The sequence below is a fragment of the Microbulbifer mixtoriginis (SeqCode) genome, from assembly GCF_052467515.1.
In genome coordinates, this window is sequence record NZ_CP174314.1 from 2,436,277 (window position 1) to 2,453,979 (window position 17,703).

A 17,703-nucleotide genomic window follows, 5' to 3' on the forward strand; every position below is an offset into this window, starting at 1 on the left:
AGGTTTTGACAACAACCACAGCGGTAATAACTCCACTCACCTTAAAGGGCAACATAGTAGAGTTGAAATAAGTGGTCTCTACTGTCAAACCGGATAATTTAAAAGTCAACTTGTTAATACAGGGCCAACCCATCTAACACAGATCGATAACCGGATTTTGGCTCAGTATGCACCCGCAATATCGTCAATACCCATGAGGAAACTGTGGATCTATATTTCTGCAGATTTTGCGCTATAGGGTACTAAGCTGCTTATGAAGTCGAGATAGGTCGGCACACACATCCTCTGGATTGGAAGTCCGCAGTTATCCATCTCAAAGAAATTGCGCTTCACGCTGCCCCAAAAAGCACTAAGCGTCAATATGGAAGGCCAGAGGGTCCCTCTGATCTTATATCTCAGAGGAACAGTGGATGTTAAATTCTGGTTGTTCGTGTAGTATTCATCGAGTTGAAGGTATTTTCCGTAGCGACTGCAGGAGAATATCTTACATCACGTTGATTCGCATCAAGTATAAACTGGGGTAGGATTCATCGACAGACTTCGAGGCGGTTGCCGCTGGTCTAAAAAATAGCTCCGGGAATAAGCCACTCTCTGCTGAGAATTGAGGCAGCAATTACCCACAGACTAGCAAGTCCAAGAGCAGTACACTAGCCAAACTTTTATATTCTGTTTGGAAATCCGTACGGGATTCATAAATTAACTTATACAACGAATATACTAAAGCGCCACAACAGCATGATCGGATAAACTAAAAACACATAAATTTCAACCACCTAATGAACCTTCAATGCAGGGAATATATCGAAAAGTCGATAATTTTATCCAAAACTGGAAGCCGATCTTATACCGACTTATAATCGAGCGTAGAAAGCAGCTTACCGACTTCCAGCAATATATTAGCATGATTGATTAAATCTAATCATCAATCTCTACTTTATATACATTTCGTACCTAATGATATACTTCATAGCAAACTAATATGTCTAACCTCAACAATCTGAGAACCCTCATATTCAGCATCAATACTTATACGATCTCCGTGCTTCACACTAAGGCCTTTTATTTTCTTCTTATCTAAGAAAAAATAGTTTCCAGAAACCTCATCTTTAATCAAAAAAAGATGCTCAACCTTACTAAAGCTTTTATCTTCTACAGTGACTTCCTCTAGCTTTCCGACTATAAAATCTTCAGCCGTGACACTCACCGACAAAAAAATTGAAATCGCCATCAGTAGTATTCTAAACATAATTTACACCAAAAAAGATCTGTATTTAAAAATTAATTACTATATTTTACAGTAAATTTTGCAAACTTTCTCATAGCGTCCACCGATTCAAATTTAATAGACAGGCCATTCCTGGAGTCTGTGAAAGACTCACCGACCTTTACAATCGCCACATCATTATATGCCCCACCATCAGCATAGCTGATAAATAACTCATCCTCAATTTGGTAGGGATTCATTATGGGGTGGGAAGCATGATAGTTAACATAATAATATTCTTTTCCATGACTATGACCTTCACCTCCTATTTTTACTTGCTGAGGAAGATTTTTTGAAAGCTCTCCGGGACCAAGATAAATTGACTGAATTTCTATTTCTTGTAATCCACCCAGATATGGTGTGACTACCTTTGTATACTCAGGGAATTGCTCATACCACCCTAAAAATTCACGCTGGCCACTCCCAAATAGGTTAGACCACCCTAAGCCCATTATTCCTCTTCCCCCATAATAACTTTCAAGATTTCCATCGTTATTCTCATCAAAATTTGCATGGCCTAGTCCAAAGTTATGACCCACCTCATGCTTAATAGTGGCTAAGGCTGCAACTGGCCCGCCCTCTAACCCTACAAACGACCAGTTCCCCCAAGTTGCGGCCACTCCAGCCGCACCAAATATAGATATCGGATAAAGATATACTCGATGGTCCCATTTTGTTAAATCCAGAGGTTCATTATTTTCATCTAATAAATTTTCTCTGGCCCATTCGTCAGCTTCATCTCGAAAGGTCATACCTTTATCTGTATATCGACCACCAAGGTGTTGTCTATCGAGTAACTCCTGGTAGCTGAGCATGTCGCCATTTATTTCATCGGGCACATTGTAGATTACACAATCAATTGATGAGTTTTCCTGGCCAGAGGTTCCATAGCAATAATTATCTAGAGAGCTATCATTAACACGATGCCGTACAAAATTATGCTGACCTAAAGAGTTATAATAATACACTCTATTCATTGAATTTGGGTTATTAAAAACACTATTAGCCAAATCAGATATACCGAGACTATCTAAGGATGAATTGCCATCGAACTCCATGTAAACAAATACAATACTACTTTCCTTTACCTTTATCGTATTAATAGAAAGCAATACTACCTGAGAAGTATTATCGCTTAATGACAGACTTATCGTTTCAGTAGCTGACTCTCCTGAGGCAATATTTTCAACTCCATCATTAAGGCGGTACTCCCAGTCACCATTCTTATCTACACTAAATTCACCATATTCACCATCAATGGTATCTTCAGTAAATGTTGGGGCATTTCCGTCGACATCAGTAATAGTTACTGTTCCAGATAAGTACTCTGTATCGCCAACGACTAATGTACCAATTGGAGACTCTACGTTAAATTCGTATGGATCATCAAAACCTACAATAGTAATCGTAATAGGTGTTGTTTCACTACTTGAGTCAATACCTATAACAAAATTATCTCTGACAACTTCCTCTCCCTTAATTGGATCTGATAGAGCCTCATCAAGTACATACACCCAACTCCCATCTATACTTACTTCAATCTCCCCATATGCTCCCTGAAAACTGCCTTGAGCGAATTGAAGGCCGCTATTTGTATCACTGATGAGCTTTCCAGATATTTTCTCTTCGATATTTTCTGAAATTCTACCGGTTCCACCTGTTATTTGATACGAACCTCCGCCTCCAGAGTTACTACCACCTCCTGAGTTATTGCCACCTCCTGAGTTATTGCCACTTCCTGAGTTATTGCCACCTCCTGAGTTATTGCCACCTCCTGAGTTATTGCCACTTCCAGCAGAACTTTCATCGGTAGCTTGGCCTGAGCTTCCCCCACCACCTCCACATGAGGCTATAAGAACAGACAACAAAATGCTAACGGCAATCTCTCGTATATTTTTCACATATTCTCCAAAGTACTATCTCTAGGATTGTTTGGCTTTGTCCTACATTATTTTCTATAAACATAAACCTATCAGTAAGTAAATACTGCGGGTGTCATAGAAATAAAAACTTCAGATAGAACAATTAACCATCTATATACAACCCTTATATTGCGTATACAACCACTCATTCGACGTATATTGATTAAATGCTTATACCTGATGTCAAATGGTGAAGGCGTCATTATTTTACATAACCCATTATTTTCATTATTTTTTGGTCTGATAATTTTAGGAATTGGTCTTTATTAACGGGTATTTGGTATTTTTTCTTACTTTTGTGAACTTTATTCAGTTATCGACACCCTCGCCGGAATCCAACACCCCCCTCATATATTCGAACTTATTCGATTATATATTCCACAACCGCCACACAATAAGTTTATCGACTCATGTTATTTAACCAGGGAATACTCCAGCTTATTTACATTGGTCTACTTTTCCACATTTTTATTTACATAACCACCATCTAGACAATATGGAAAAATCTTTACACGATGATTAATTTTTATTCCAAGGAATAACTACGATTCTTTATTCCACAAGTGGATCACCATGTGGCCTGGCAAATAATTCATTTGACGGCCATCCTCTTTTACTCGCTCCTGATCTACTGTTCAAAAGATCCATTACAAATTGATCCTGCTCGGCCATCACCTTATTAAAACCGGCATCCTTTGGGAAATATTTTCGCTCCAAGCCGTTTGTATTCTCACTGATTCTTCTCTACCAAGATAAATATGGGTGAACAAAGTAAAATATCTACTTCTAAGCAATCTACAATTGTTTCTTGTTCAGCGAATTCGAGACTACTATCAAAGGTAATCGTTTTGATTTTATCTTCGAAACTTACCTTGCGACTAATCGCTGCTTCAGCCAGCAAGTCTGATTGTTTACATATCAATGTAACAATAACAGTAAATAGTGTCTTGCGTTCAGGCATAGTCAGTAATTAACCGCGTCGATCACACCTATCGTAGCACTTGCCATGGGACTTTGATGCAATCCTAAGGTGCTTGTATTAGCTTCATAATTTTCCGATCTAAATAAATTTGTTGGTAGATCATCTCACCGTGTAACGACAACCCCGTACACCTCTTCATATAGCTTACGACTTGCTGTGGTCTGAGTTAGGGCCTCTATTTGTTTCCACATGCCATCAGTCACCCTCTGTGCTTTATACACTTGCTAGCGTCTTAGCGCTGCAAGCTTATGTTCTTGTCCCGGGCGATATCCTAAGTATTACACTGCAGCTTTTAGTCGATCATTGCGAGATACCTCTCTAACGGTTTTGCTATTGTTTTCTAAGAATGCATGGATGTTCTAAAACTGTAAATCTGGCATCGTTCGATCTCGCTCCGTTGGTAGCAGCTCATCATTTTCTTTCACTTGATTGAGATAGATTCCGGCTCTACCAACTGAGCCCACTCTTACCAATTACTCTTATTATCCGAAACCAACAATTTGTGTCATTGCAGGTATCAATTTAATTAAAGCAAAACAGTTTAATGGTTTCAAAACTTAGGGCGGGATCCTGTGGCGTACTGGGTATGCTTGATACGGCAGGTTCCTCTTTGTGATTACTAGAGTCAACACCAGAATGGATTGCGGGGGTATAGTGCTGGAGTCTCTTGGCTTTTAAATGTAGCTTATGAAGTGACCCACTAACCCCGGATACCATAATGACTTTATGCTTTCGGGCATTTTCATAGGTTGTAGAGTCCAAATGCGATAGGCCCGGATTTTGGTTGGCATTTCAGCGTATCGGGTGAACGCCTGGCGAGAACTCTTTATAGAAATATTAAAGGGGAGCTAGCGAAGGCAGACTCAAGGCCAGTCCACCACTTCAGCGACGCGGCTGTTGAGCGAAAAAATGAGGATGTGATTTTTTAGAGGTACCCTCGAGTATAAACAGCACGGCGGAGGGGATGTGCATATGGGATTGCTCCTATACCTTTCTGAAAACTGTAAGTATTAAGAATACCAGTAACCTGTTAATAATCATACAACTGTCTGTCGCATGCTAATCCCCCCCCGCTTTAATGTGAGGGGGTATTAGAGTCGCGAGCAAAAATAATTAGTAAGTATAGATCTCTATCGCTGAGGATCCATCCGGGTCTACTGGGTATTCATATGCGCTAACAGCCAGCGTTTGCCCATCGCCACTGAGGCTGATAGTCGTTCCGAAAGAGTCACCCTGCTCAGTATTGCTACTCTTGAGATAAGCCTGCTGCTGCCAGGTATTGGCCTGCCGTGCAAACATGTAAGCTGCACCAGAGCTTATAGCACCATTATTGTGTTGATCACCATTGATACCTTGGGCACTGCTGCCCTCAAAAATAGCGCCAACAGCCAGAGTTTGGCCATCGGCACTGAGACTGATAGGGAACCCGAAATGATCACCCTGTTCAGTATTGCTGCCCTTGAGATAGGCTTGCTGCTGCCAGATATTGGCCTCTCGAACAAACACGTAAGCTGCGCCAGAGCTTATAGCATCATTGCTGTGTTGATTACCATTGATACCTTGGGCGCTGCTGTCCTCAAGATCAGCACCGACAGCCAGAGTTTGGCCATCGGCACTGAGGCTGATAGCCATTCCGAAAAAGTCATCCTGTTCAGTATTGCTGCCCTTGATATAGGCTTGCTGCTGCCAGATATTGGCCTCTCGTACAAATACGTAAGCTGCCCCAGCAAATGGGGCATCATTGTTGTGTTGATCGCCATTGATACCCTGGGCGCTGCTGTTCTCAGAAACAGCACCAACAGCCAGGGTTTGGCCATCGGCACTGAGGCTGATAGAGCTCCCGAATTCATCACGCTCTTCAGTATTGCTGCCCTTAAGATAGGCTTGCTGCTGCCAGATATTGGCCTCTCGTACAAATACGTAAGCTGCCCCAGCAATTGGGGCATCATTGTTATGTTGATCGCCATTGATACCTTGGGCGCTGCTGCTCTCAGAAACAGCACCAATAGCCAGAGTTTGGCCATCGGCACTGAGACTGATAGAGCTCCCGAAAGCGTCACCCTCTTCAGTATTACTACCCTTGAGATAGGCTTGCTGTTGCCAGGTATTGGCTTCTCGTACAAACACGTAAGCCGCCCCAGCAATTGGGGCATCATTGTTGTGTTGATCGCCATTGATACCTTGGGCGCTGCTACCCTCAAAATGAGCACCAACAGCCAGAGTTTGACCATCGGCACTGAGACTGATAGAGCTCCCGAATTCGTCACCCTCTTCAGTATTATTGCCTTTGAGATTGGCATCCTGCACCCACACCCCCCCCTCTCTGATAAACAGGAAGACTGCATTTTCACTGTGATTAGCTACGGCCAGGGTGTGGCCATCACCACTGAGGCTGACAGAGAAGAGCTCTTCGGTATCATCGATCTTGAGGTAGCCAATGGCAGCAACCAATGCGTCGCTCACTGAGATAAGGTCTGAGTCACTGCACTGCTCCAATTCACCCTCCCCGTTACAAGCTTGTAGTAGGTACTGAGCATTTGCCCGCGCGTAGAGCGGCACTTCTAGCGTTATGGTTTCACTCCCCTGGGGAATATGCTCTGCGACAGGAGTAAACCCAGATAGCCCATCTGAGTTTTCCAGTAAATGGTAATGGCTGGCGTTACCGGTATCGGTCCAACTAAAGCGGAACAACTTAACGGGCTCAAAGCTTAGGGTGAAATCCTGTGGTGGATTAGGAATATCGGGTGTCTCTTCTACGGCAGGTGTCTCTTCGTTGTTACTCTCGTTGCTACCGGACCCTCCACTGCTGCAAGCAGTAAGGAGGGAGAGGATAGTTATTATAAAGATGGCTTTAATGGACTGCGGGGGCATGGTGATAGGATCTCTACGCTTTTTAATACAACAGCTCAATTATTCATATCGCCCGTGCTGTTTCTTTAGGATTTGGGCATTTTTTATAGGTCACAGAGTCACAAAACTAATAAGAGGGCACTGAGCAGAGGGGTCTTAGGTTCAATGTACCTGTCAAGATGATGATCCGAGGAGTTGGGTGCACACAGGCGCAATTCCCAGTCCGGGTATTGCTTACGGAAAACCAGCAGAACAGGTACAGGGCAGCAATTGTGGCAATGAGAGTGGAGTAGTGAACCCAGGCTGATTCTGCCCCACCGGGTAGAAAGTGTTTTTCTTCAACGCTGCGACGGCGATATAAAATTAGCGCATGAAAAATGACTGTCGCAATCACAAAGATGAGGGACCAACGGGTTTATTGTTAGTCAGATCCCACCTGGGCCACAAGACAGCACACCGCTGAATCAGCATAATCACAGTAAACAGACAGTGCTACTGATGCGGCATTTTGTCAAACGGCTGACTGACTGTTGGAGATATGGTAGTAAGCATCAATTGGATTAGTTCAGACCAAATCTGAACTACTACAGTTTAGTCGTCAATAGGATCGATAGTTATCTTCTTACAGAGTTTTTTCCATATTCCCTGCATGTTAATTACGCTAAAGAAGTTATGAAACAGCTTCTAGGGGAAAGGAGCATCTGCGATATTTCATCTACAGATGCCTACCCCCTTAATTATTAGAGTCAATATTAGCTAAAATGAAAATTTCAAAGCTTAGGTATCAGCTATTACTTTCTGAATTTATGCACCTAAAAAATTTAGCAGCATATCCCCTCTTGTCCGATAATAATCTTCGTTCGCACCCTTTCCTGTATGCAGCACCCTAATATCATCCAATATTTTTTCTTGTGCTTCACCACCGAGCCTACTATAGAAGTCTTTCACCTCATGTGCGCAGTTTTCACCAAGCTTCCCTTTGTCCAGTAAAACTGCATTGAAGTGTATCAGAGATTCCTTTTCTTTATAGCTCATTTCTCCGTACAACATATCTGCTAATGCACCCAAGTTATTACTTCGAAGGTTTACCAACAGCTTCAAATGCCGATCAGGAAATAATTGTTTGAAAATATTATGTTGCTGTTCAGGTTTCAGCTGGGTAGATAAAATTGCAGCGAGCGCAAGGTTTTGCTTATGGATCATCACAGACATCAGTGCTACTGAGCCATCAAAACGATATGGTACGAGCCCAAAAAATAGATTGTTATCGGATTTAATCCTATGAATAAAGCATGTATATTTCCGTCTCAGGTACTTTCCATCGGTTGCGTTTAGATATCCATCAAAAATTTGACTGTTGTTCAAATTTTGACAAAGCTTGTCCGCGAGCTTATCCATTCCTGAGTCCCGACAGCCTCCAAGTAACTTCATTTGCTGGCCTGGATCTAGCTGTTCAATCATGCCATTCTGTTGATCGGAACTCACATGTGTAAGTAATAAGGCTGCACGGTGAGGACTTTTGTAAATTAATGTGGACATAACCGTAGGTTTTATGTCCCCTAGTGGTCCATGCGGAAAGTAATGTAACTTGAGAAAATATATTTTATTTCTTTATGCGTATTACTGATGTCTAATTTTTACAACTATAAAGCTATTAGTTACACAATTAACCGCATGGGCCACTAGGCTTAGTGACTTAGTCTTTATTTGATTCGGACGGACGGCTTTGGGGCGTGATCAGTTTGTTTTCTGCCACAGAATCTAGTAAAAATTCGGCCGCAGAGATCGGCCCTGCGCGCTTCGATTAATCTTTTTCGACATGTATTACGCTCAGCGGATCGCTTACCTTGTGTGTTATTTTTATGCTGAGGCGCTCCACTTGTTGCTCTTGTGCTACCAACTGAATTTACACCCATTATTTTCACTTCTTCTTATGATGCTAATAATTTCTATATTTTATCTTGAGGCACCTCTAAATGCTTTATTTTATGGGCTTTAGTTTTTAATTCCTTGGTTTCGGATAATAATCCACCATATCCTTACCCCCCAATAAGCATGATCGTTATTGTAAAATACGGGGCATTCGTCCAGATACATCTGAAGACCCCCAACAAATCCATAGATAATCACCAAATAATGAGAACAGGCAGAATTCCTATAAACTAGTTATACCAAAACGCACATAGTTATCATTTTGTTTCAGATGTCCGCTTTTAAGTGTCCCCCATCTCGTTAATGTTCAATATTGCTCATATTCATATCCCCCTAATTTACTTCGATGCCTTGCTTCCTGGACAGTTAGGATGTGCATCAATAGAATATTAGTTATTGGATGCAATAGTAATACACGGTCCTTCAGAAGTTCCTCCACAGTAATGTGGTATTTTGATTGAATACATCCGATCATGAGGCAACTGCGCATAACTATTAATTAGGTTTCCTTAGCAATCCGGCATAATGAAGTATCCTATGGGCCTAGATAGCCTGGGTGCTGGGTACCGATGTCATCACAAGCTTCGTCATGCTGCTTTCGCGCTAAAGCCTGGATTTGCAATTAAGGTAAGATGAGCCTCTCCTTTACCACCTTTGCCTCAAGCTAATCGCAATTTGAAGCTCCCCAGGTCAAGCAGCCACAACCAGGTGCACTGTTATGCCCTAGACCCCATAATCGACTCAATGATCTGAGCGCTAGTTTCTAAATCTTGGACACAAGTTGAAGACAGCCCAATAACGGGAAATAAACTTAGAGAATGCAGAAAAAAAGAAAATCGATGAGGGGGAGCTCTGCTCAGCACAAAACAGGCAGCATTCAACGCGCCGCCGGCTTCTGCAATCTAACAATTTTTAGTCGTACATTGGGTTGCGAAGAATAGGGCAAACCGCATCGTCACTCTTAGCCATATAATGGCTCTTTGATGGTATTGCCATTTACAAAGTCAGTCCCATTGAGTATTGGATAAATATTTTTAGGTTTTAGGCGCTTTTAGACATAGGGTAATTAAAGTTAAGTTAAGGGGACCGGCCTCCAAGAGCCCCTGATAACCGAGGGAACCTTTAAATAATCTCACAATATCTCTACGGATTGTGATTACATTTAGCGGACTTACAGCAGTGGCGACCCATTACACCTAAATTAATTTCTATCGGTAACGGCGGGCAAGTTGCCGGCCTCCTATCCCGACAGCTGGATCGACTATTGTGCACACCAGTGAACTCACCCTCAACAAGTCGCGATTAAATCAGATTTATTCTTGCCATTTCATTACCTGAAACTCAACACTACTAACTCAAAACTAAAAATTATTACCAAGCGCTTACCTTGTAAGCATTAATATTCCATTGACCCGAGTAAGCTTGCCAACGTGACAAATAAGCATGGCGATAAAAAGCATCAAAAAAATCTAGAAAATCATTTTTTGATGGGAAGCGGTATTCACCATAGTTTGGGTCAAAGAACAGAGCACCAACCTCAGTGGGGATACGCTCATCCGCGATCCAAACAGCTATTGCATGTCCGGCACGCCGTGAACTAATAGAAACATATCCATAGGTTTCTTGAAAGCGTCCAAATGCATTTACAAGACATCTATTAACCGGTGGAATGGGGTTCGCAGGTGGCTGCGGATTGCCCGGTACTATTGGTGCAAGGTCTTGTAGGGCTAAATCTGCCCAACTAGTGCAATACTCATTCGCCTTAGTAAGACCATTGTGAATTAACCAATTATCGATATTATCCCTCTGCCTACCTCCCCCGTTAGTCCAAAAATGAAAATCCTTTGCCACCTTGACTAATTCACCTGTATTAAGCGATCTATAAGTGGGATATCTTATTCGACCTAGAGTTATAGAGCATGGAGTTAATCCAAGCTTGTCTGGTAGGCTTTTATCATCTACCGCATGAGTCTTGATCCAGTGCGCACTGAGCGCGGCACATATTCCACGCGGACCATACTTGGCATAGTGCACCCAGCTCCGAGGTGAACTTTGCGAAAATCCCCAGGTTTTAACCCCTCTATGTGCTCTCGCAATTCTATTTACCCACATTATCTCTCCTTAAACCTACTATCGTATTTCATTACTATGTCTCTGTGCCTAAGTACGCGGCTAAAGCGAAACTTGTAACCTGTTCCTATTTTTAAGCCACCGCTACATCAAGTAATGCAGCGTTCCAAGGCACTCTCTACGCTAACCTAGAGATAAGACTTTACGCGCCGAGAGCACAGATAACTTTAGATTGCAGGCTTAATTTTTTAGACTTTGGCCAAAACTTGTATACATCCAAATGCAGGAAAACTAACTTGGTGAAGGTAGGTGGGGAAAGAAAAGTGACGGGAAAGTAACTGTGCCAAGCATCACAAAAGCAGGCAGTACTCACCGCGCCACCTGCTTCTGTAATCTATCAATTCTCAGTCGTGCATTGGGTTGCGAAGAATTGGGCAAACAGCGTCTTCATTCTTAGCCATATACTGCTGGTGGTATTCCTCGGCATAGTAGAACGGTTGGGCCATGCTGATCTCAGTGGTGATCGAACCTCGATCTTTAGCATCCAGCGCTTCCTGCACAGCCGCCCTGCTCGCTTCCGCCTCCTGTTTCTGGCCTTCGTTCAGGCAGAAAACACAGGAACGGTACTGGGAGCCGATATCGTTACCCTGGCGCATACCCTGGGTTGGGTCATGGTGATCCCAAAAGATTCGTAGGAGTTCTGCGTAGCTCACCTTTTTGGGATCAAAGATTACTTTCACCACCTCCGCGTGCCCGGTACGGCCGGTGCAGACTTCATCGTAGTTCGGGTTTTCAGTGGCGCCATCCGAGTAACCCACCGCAGTGGCATAGACACCGTCAATGTCCCAAAACTGTTTCTCTGCACCCCAGAAACACCCCATGCCAAAAATTGCGACTTCCATGCCTTCGGGGAATGGCTCCTGGATTGAATTGCCGTTGACATGATGGATACCGGTGATTTCCATCGGCTGTGGTCGGCCGGGCAAAATCTGATCCGCATCCGGGATCTGGAATTTGTCGTATTGCATACTGTTATCTCAAGTGCTGAAATTTTCTTCAAACAGGATAGCCACAAGCCCTCATTCCGCCCAGAGATTGGAAAGGCTTGAGGCGAGCCATGTTAACCTGACAATCCATGGGATCGAAAAGATATTTAAGCCCTGGGCACAAACTTGGCAAGTGCAGAACCTAAGGAGCCGCCATTGGCACGTTTAATTCTTCTAATACTGATCTTACTCGGCATCTGGTATGCCTGGCAGAAAATCAAGTCCAGCTCTAAAGGCGATAGGCGCAAGCAGATTTTCTTTATCACCCTACTGGGTGCAGCAGTCATCGTAGTGTTACTAGCCGTCAGCGGAAGGCTGCACTGGGTCGGTGCCATGGTTCTGCTGATCCTACCGGTGCTGGGCCGCCTGCTCAATCAACTCACTCGTTTAATGCCCTGGCTGGCCCCCTTGTTCGAGCGTTATGCGCGCAATCGACAAAATCAAAGCCAACAACAAGAACAGGAACCCCATCAGGAACAAAAAGCCGCCCAGGCTGACCAAGGGCCGCCTCTGAGTGAACACGAAGCGCGACGAATTCTAGGCGTTGGCGCCAATGCCGGACGCGATGAAATTATCGGCGCTCACCGCAAGCTTATTCAAAAACTACACCCGGATCGCGGCGGCAACGACTATCTAGCCTCACGAGTAAATGCGGCCAAAGAACTGCTGCTGAATACGCTCTGATCGCAACTCTTTATCAGGGCAAGGTTATTCTGCTACTCGACACAAGAGGTGAACATAGCGCGCCAACTGGCGATAAGGATCGGTCTGAGAATACTCCAATTCTTTTTGTACGATTGCCGCAGCGGGTAACTTGTCACGAATAGCAGGCGTCATAAAATCGTGAAAGCAACGAATACCGCTGTGGCAGGTCACCTCAAAATCGGCCTCCTGCAGCCAATCGCTCACCCACTCCAATAGCAGTGGGTTTTGTGGTGTCAGGCTCCCGGGGTGCCCACCCCAATAGTCTTCATCGATATTGCGCTCCAGCTGGCGAAAACTGCCACGCTGCAACAAGCGAAATTCCAGCGCGCGCCGATTGTAAAAAGTGAGGGACAAATGGCCACCCGGCTTGAGCAAACGGTGTAGCTGCTGTAAGGCCAAGCGTGGCTCCTCCAGCCATTCAAGCACTGCATGGCAAATCACAAGGTCCGCGCCCTGCAACGCTTTCATCTGCGCCAACGCCTGTAGGGGCTTATGCAAAAGGGTTACCCGCTTTTGTAAATGTCTCACCTCAACTTCAGCGGCAGCGTGCTCCAGCATTTGCGCCGAAATATCTGCCAAGTACACCTGATGCCCCGCAGCAGCCAGGTCCATGGCAAAGTGCCCCTGGCCACCACCTGCATCCACGATTTTTAAGGTGCGCGACTCCCGGCTGACGATCGCAGCTAAATCCCGATTCAGCACCGCCAGACGGATATCCCCCTTGAGGCCGCCATAAATACGATCGCGAAATCGATGCGCCAGGTCGTCAAAGTTCCTGTCGCTGAATCCTGCCTCACTCATGGAGCCCCACCATTTAAAACTTCTATCGCGCGGCGCTCGTTTTCCGCAACCTTATCGCGCAGCGCTAAATCCATATTCACCCCCAGCACCTCTGCCAACTTACACAGGTACATTTGGATATCCGCCAGCTCTGCAGCAACTTCTTTAGCATTCTCACTCTGCATCAGCGAATGAATATCCGCGTCTTCGCACCATTGAAAATGCCGATTCAACTCGGCCACCTCTACCGAAAGTGCCACCCCCAGGTTCTTTGCAGTATGTAGTTGCTCCCAGCCCCGCAGCTTGGCTATCTTGTCAAAAGCCGCCACAATTTCACTATTTTCCACTGAACTTCTTCCTCTGCTGTCGCTCCAGGCCGCCCTCCCGCGCCGCCAAAATCGAGTTGAGTGCGCGGGACATAAATTCCCGCCGATACAAAACACAAACCACAAAAAGGTAACCGGCAATAAACAGCAGCGGATGGATAAACCAGCCCAGCACCGACATGGAAAAGTAATAGGAGCGCAGGCCGTAGTTATAACTGTGCCCGGCGTGGTCGATCACTTTAGCGGTACTGATAGCAAAACGAAGGCGCTCATCCTCCGACAGTTCACCCGCTTCCGGCGGAGGTGCGGCTCCAATCAACACATTGGCAAACGAGTATTGGCGCAGGGACCAGGTGAAATTGAAAAAGGCGAAAATAAAAATCAGGATAAGCAGCATCACTTTTAGTTCGAACTGCTCAACCGTGGTGGGCTCGGCAAAAGGCAAGCTGGTGAGTACTTCGATGGCAGCTTTATTCGCCGTCAAGGCCGTCACCAGGCCCGCCAAAATTAGAATACTAGTGGAGGCAAAAAAACCAATCACCCGCTCCAGGTTACTGAGGATTGCGGTATCTGCCATACGCATATCCCGATCGAGCATGCGCAGCATCCACTCCACCCGGTACCACTGCAATGATGATGTGAGACACCAAGTCTCTTTGGCTTTCTTGCGTGCAAAGACGGTGTAACCGACCCATGTGATTAAAAAGCCAGTGACGCTGGCGATATCCAACCAGGACAACCTCTATCTCCCTGTTCGTCTACATTTATGCCGGGGCTTCGGTAGGTGAAGTCTTCGCCTTGCTGACATCCTTGTCAACACTGTCTTTCCGGTGTGTGCAAGCGGTAGAATAGCGCCCTTTCGCCGGCAGCAGAGGTCGGCCAGAAAATTTTCTATAACTCCAGGGAGCTGTCTTTTGAACAACTCACATCCTGCATTTGAACTGGTTACCAGCGCAGATATCGATTCCCTCGGCGTACGTGTCGAGGAATACCGCCACACCACCACCGGTGCCCAACACCTGCACATTGCCGCAGACAATGCGGAAAATGTTTTCCTGGTGGCACTGCGCACTGTGCCCCACGATTCCACCGGTGTGGCCCATATTCTCGAGCACACCGCACTGTGCGGCAGTGACAAATACCCGGTGCGCGACCCTTTCTTTATGATGATTCGGCGTTCACTCAACACCTTTATGAATGCCTTCACCAGCTCAGACTGGACCGCCTACCCCTTTGCCAGCCAGAATCGCAAGGATTTCAATAACCTTCTCGATGTCTACCTGGATGCGGTATTTTTCGCCACACTGGACCCACTGGATTTTGCCCAGGAAGGGCACCGCCTGGAATTCGCCGAAACTGAAAACACCAGCAGCGAGCTGGTATACAAAGGCGTGGTGTTCAATGAAATGAAGGGCGCCATGAGTTCGGTCAGCTCGCAGCTTTGGCACACCCTGAGTAAATATCTGTTCCCCACCACAACTTACCACTTCAACTCCGGTGGCGAGCCTACAGATATCCCCAAACTCAGTTATGAAGAATTGGTAGATTTCTACCGCAGTCACTACCACCCCAGCAACGCCATTTTTATGACTTTCGGCGATATTTCCGCCGCCGAACACCAGGCAGCTTTCGAAGAAAAAGCGCTGCACAAATTTGAGAAGCTGGACAAGACGATCGAAGTGGGCCGCGAAGACCGCTATCACGCCCCGCTCAAGGTGGAAGAACACTACCCGCTTAGTGGTGAAGCACTGGAAGAAAAAACCCATATCGTTCTGAGCTGGCTACTCGGCGACGTTACCGATCTGGAAGAGGCACTCACTGCACACCTGCTCGCCGGCGTGCTGCTGGATAACAGCGCCTCCCCACTGATGAAACTGCTCGAGACCACTGACCTCGGCACCTCCCCCTCCCCCCTTATCGGGCTGGACGATTCCCAGCGGGAGCTGGTATTTGTCTGTGGCATTGAAGGCAGCGAGCACGAGCGCGCCGACGAGCTGGAAAAACAAGTGCTCGCCGTATTGGAAGAAGTTGCCGAGAAAGGCATCCCCTACGAGCAAGTAGCTGCCAGTCTGCATCAGTTGGAACTGCAGCAGCGCGAAATTGGAGGCGATGGCTACCCCTATGGCCTGCAGCTAATCCTTACCGCACTCACCGGCGCCACTCACCGCGGTGATGCGGTTGGCCTGCTGAATATCGACGCTACCCTGGAAAAATTGCGCGATCAGATCAAAGACCCGATGTTTATCGCCAATAAAGCGCGCGAACTCCTACTGGAAAACCAGCACCGCGTGCGCCTGGTAATGAGCCCGGACGATAAACTGGCCGGGCGTAAAGAGCAGGCGGAAAAGGCGCAGTTGGCACAGATCAAAGCGCGCCTTAGCGAGCAGGAAAAAGCGCAAATAGTCGAAACTGCCAAGGCCCTCACGGACCGCCAGAATCGCGAAGACGATGCCTCCATCCTGCCCAAAGTGGGGGTAGAAGATATTCCCGCAGAAATGCCCGATGTCGAGGGTGAAATCACTGAGATCGGCGAACAAAAACTCACCCGCTACAGCGCTGGCACCAATGGTCTGGTTTACCAACAAATGGTGTGCGCCCTGCCCGAATTTAGCGAAGAGGAAAAGGCGCTACTGCCCTACTACTGCCAGGTATTGAGTGAGGTTGGCCTCGCCGATAAAGACTACCTGGAAGTCCAGCAGTGGCAGACCCGTGTCGCCGGTGCCCTGCACGGTTTCACCAGCAGCCGCACCGCCATCGACAACCTCGATCACTTGTCCGGCCACTTTATTCTCTCCGGCAAGGCACTCTCTCGAAACCAGGGTGAACTCACCGAGTTGATGCAGGCCACTATGGCACAGGTGCGCTTCGATGAGCACGCCCGTATCAAAGAGTTATTGCAACAGACCCTGGCGCGCCGCGAACAGGGTGTTGTCGGCAACGGCCATGCTCTCGCCATGGCGGCGGCAAGTGCCGGTTATAATCGCGCAGCCTGGGAGAGCCATGCCAGCGGCGGACTGCTTGGCCTGCGCAACCTGAGAGCCATGGTCAAAGGACTCGATGAGAAAGATGGCCTGCAGCAACTTTCTGCGCACTTCCAGGCAATCCACAACAAGATCCTCGCCGCCCCGCGCCAGTTCTTGCTTATAGGCGAAGAGGAAAAACTCAGTGACTTCAGCCAGGCACTGGCACCACTTATCTCTTCATCCAGCACGGCTGCGGCCAATCCGGACGCGCCTTTCGAGCGCAGACGGGTACAGGAGCTCTGGGTGGCCAACAGCCAGGTGAATTTCTGCTCCAAAGCCTACGCCACCGTACCCATGTCGCACCCGGATGCCGCGCCGCTGTCCGTATTGAGCGGTTTCCTGCGCAATGGCTTCCTGCACCGCACGATTCGCGAACAGGGCGGCGCCTACGGTGGTGGTGCCGGGCACGACAGCAATATCGGGGTGTTCCGCTTTTACTCTTATCGCGATCCGCGTATGGGAGAAACCCTAGAGGACTTCGATGCCTCCCTGCAGTGGCTGGCCGAAGGCAAGCACAAAGAAGAGCAAGTCGAGGAGTCCATCCTTGGTGTAATCGGTGGCCTGGATAAACCCGGCTCACCCGCCGGTGAAGCCAAAAAGAATTTCCACTCAGGCCTCTATGGACGCAGCCACGAAGTACGCCAACAGTTCCGCAAGCGGGTAACCGAAGTTACTTTGCAAGACCTGCAGCGCGTTGGTGCCACTTACCTGGAACCGTCCAAAGCCAGCACCGCGATTGTCACCGGCCCCCAGGGCAGTGAAGCGGCTGCGAAGCTCAACCTGCAAGAAGAAAAACTGTAAGC

12 protein-coding genes are annotated in these 17,703 nt (G+C 46.6%); 2 read left to right on the forward strand and 10 right to left on the reverse strand.

Going from position 1 to position 17,703, the window contains the following annotated elements; genetic code table 11:
* Positions 1-964: 964 nt before the first annotated feature.
* From ACJJIT_RS10340 to msrA, 7 genes are all read right to left on the reverse strand, one after another.
* Positions 965-1,228: a hypothetical protein gene (locus ACJJIT_RS10340; RefSeq protein ID WP_444898306.1), complete on the reverse strand. Its 264-nt coding sequence runs from the start codon at positions 1,226-1,228 to the stop codon at positions 965-967.
* 50 nt (positions 1,229-1,278) lie between these two features.
* Positions 1,279-3,165, reverse strand: a complete 1,887-nt coding sequence (locus ACJJIT_RS10345; protein WP_444898307.1) for a VCBS domain-containing protein — start codon at positions 3,163-3,165, stop codon at positions 1,279-1,281.
* Positions 3,166-3,916: 751 nt separating this feature from the next.
* Positions 3,917-4,147, reverse strand: coding sequence for a hypothetical protein (locus tag ACJJIT_RS10350; protein ID WP_444897016.1), 231 nt, complete (start codon positions 4,145-4,147; stop codon positions 3,917-3,919).
* Positions 4,148-5,281: 1,134 nt separating this feature from the next.
* Positions 5,282-7,039: a histidine kinase gene (locus ACJJIT_RS10355; RefSeq protein ID WP_444898308.1), complete on the reverse strand. Its 1,758-nt coding sequence runs from the start codon at positions 7,037-7,039 to the stop codon at positions 5,282-5,284.
* Positions 7,040-7,822: 783 nt separating this feature from the next.
* Positions 7,823-8,479, reverse strand: coding sequence for a hypothetical protein (locus ACJJIT_RS10360; protein WP_444898309.1), 657 nt, complete (start codon positions 8,477-8,479; stop codon positions 7,823-7,825).
* Between the two features lie 1,842 nt (positions 8,480-10,321).
* The gene (locus ACJJIT_RS10365) at positions 10,322-10,801 is read right to left on the reverse strand and encodes a YopT-type cysteine protease domain-containing protein (protein ID WP_444898310.1); all 480 of its coding nucleotides are present in this window, start codon (positions 10,799-10,801) and stop codon (positions 10,322-10,324) included.
* 623 nt (positions 10,802-11,424) lie between these two features.
* A complete protein-coding gene (gene msrA, locus ACJJIT_RS10370) occupies positions 11,425-12,048 on the reverse strand; it encodes a peptide-methionine (S)-S-oxide reductase MsrA (RefSeq protein ID WP_444898311.1) in 624 nt (207 codons plus the stop codon).
* A 174-nt stretch (positions 12,049-12,222) separates the two neighbouring features.
* Here msrA and ACJJIT_RS10375 point away from each other — a divergent pair, with 174 nt between their 5' ends.
* The gene (locus tag ACJJIT_RS10375) at positions 12,223-12,750 is read left to right on the forward strand and encodes a molecular chaperone DnaJ (RefSeq protein ID WP_444885110.1); all 528 of its coding nucleotides are present in this window, start codon (positions 12,223-12,225) and stop codon (positions 12,748-12,750) included.
* Positions 12,751-12,774: 24 nt separating this feature from the next.
* Here the strand turns inward: ACJJIT_RS10375 and ACJJIT_RS10380 are convergent, their stop codons facing one another.
* From ACJJIT_RS10380 to ACJJIT_RS10390, 3 genes are read right to left on the reverse strand one after another with little or no spacing between them, the layout of a single operon-like run.
* Positions 12,775-13,572, reverse strand: coding sequence for a methyltransferase (locus ACJJIT_RS10380; protein WP_444898312.1), 798 nt, complete (start codon positions 13,570-13,572; stop codon positions 12,775-12,777).
* Entirely contained in the window at positions 13,569-13,898 is a 330-nt protein-coding gene (locus ACJJIT_RS10385) for a MazG-like family protein (RefSeq protein ID WP_444898313.1), read from the reverse strand. Before ACJJIT_RS10385 ends, ACJJIT_RS10380 begins: the two co-directional genes overlap by 4 nt.
* Positions 13,888-14,616, reverse strand: coding sequence for a DUF599 domain-containing protein (locus ACJJIT_RS10390; RefSeq protein WP_252085735.1), 729 nt, complete (start codon positions 14,614-14,616; stop codon positions 13,888-13,890). The genes ACJJIT_RS10385 and ACJJIT_RS10390 overlap by 11 nt, the downstream gene beginning before the upstream one ends.
* 175 nt (positions 14,617-14,791) lie before the next feature.
* On the opposite strand from ACJJIT_RS10390, the gene ACJJIT_RS10395 reads away from it, so the two are divergent.
* A complete protein-coding gene (locus ACJJIT_RS10395) occupies positions 14,792-17,701 on the forward strand; it encodes an insulinase family protein (protein WP_444898314.1) in 2,910 nt (969 codons plus the stop codon).
* Positions 17,702-17,703 lie beyond the last annotated feature (2 nt).

What these genes read in the sequence shown, in the direction of transcription:
- ACJJIT_RS10340 (WP_444898306.1), bottom strand. Translation starts at nt 1,228, where the DNA reads ATGGCGATTTCAATTTTTTTGTCGGTGAGTGTCACGGCTGAAGATTTT.
- ACJJIT_RS10350 (WP_444897016.1), bottom strand. Translation starts at nt 4,147, where the DNA reads ATGCCTGAACGCAAGACACTATTTACTGTTATTGTTACATTGATATGT.
- ACJJIT_RS10355 (WP_444898308.1), bottom strand. Translation starts at nt 7,039, where the DNA reads ATGCCCCCGCAGTCCATTAAAGCCATCTTTATAATAACTATCCTCTCC.
- ACJJIT_RS10360 (WP_444898309.1), bottom strand. Translation starts at nt 8,479, where the DNA reads ATGATTGAACAGCTAGATCCAGGCCAGCAAATGAAGTTACTTGGAGGC.
- msrA (WP_444898311.1), bottom strand. Translation starts at nt 12,048, where the DNA reads ATGCAATACGACAAATTCCAGATCCCGGATGCGGATCAGATTTTGCCC.
- ACJJIT_RS10380 (WP_444898312.1), bottom strand. Translation starts at nt 13,572, where the DNA reads ATGAGTGAGGCAGGATTCAGCGACAGGAACTTTGACGACCTGGCGCAT.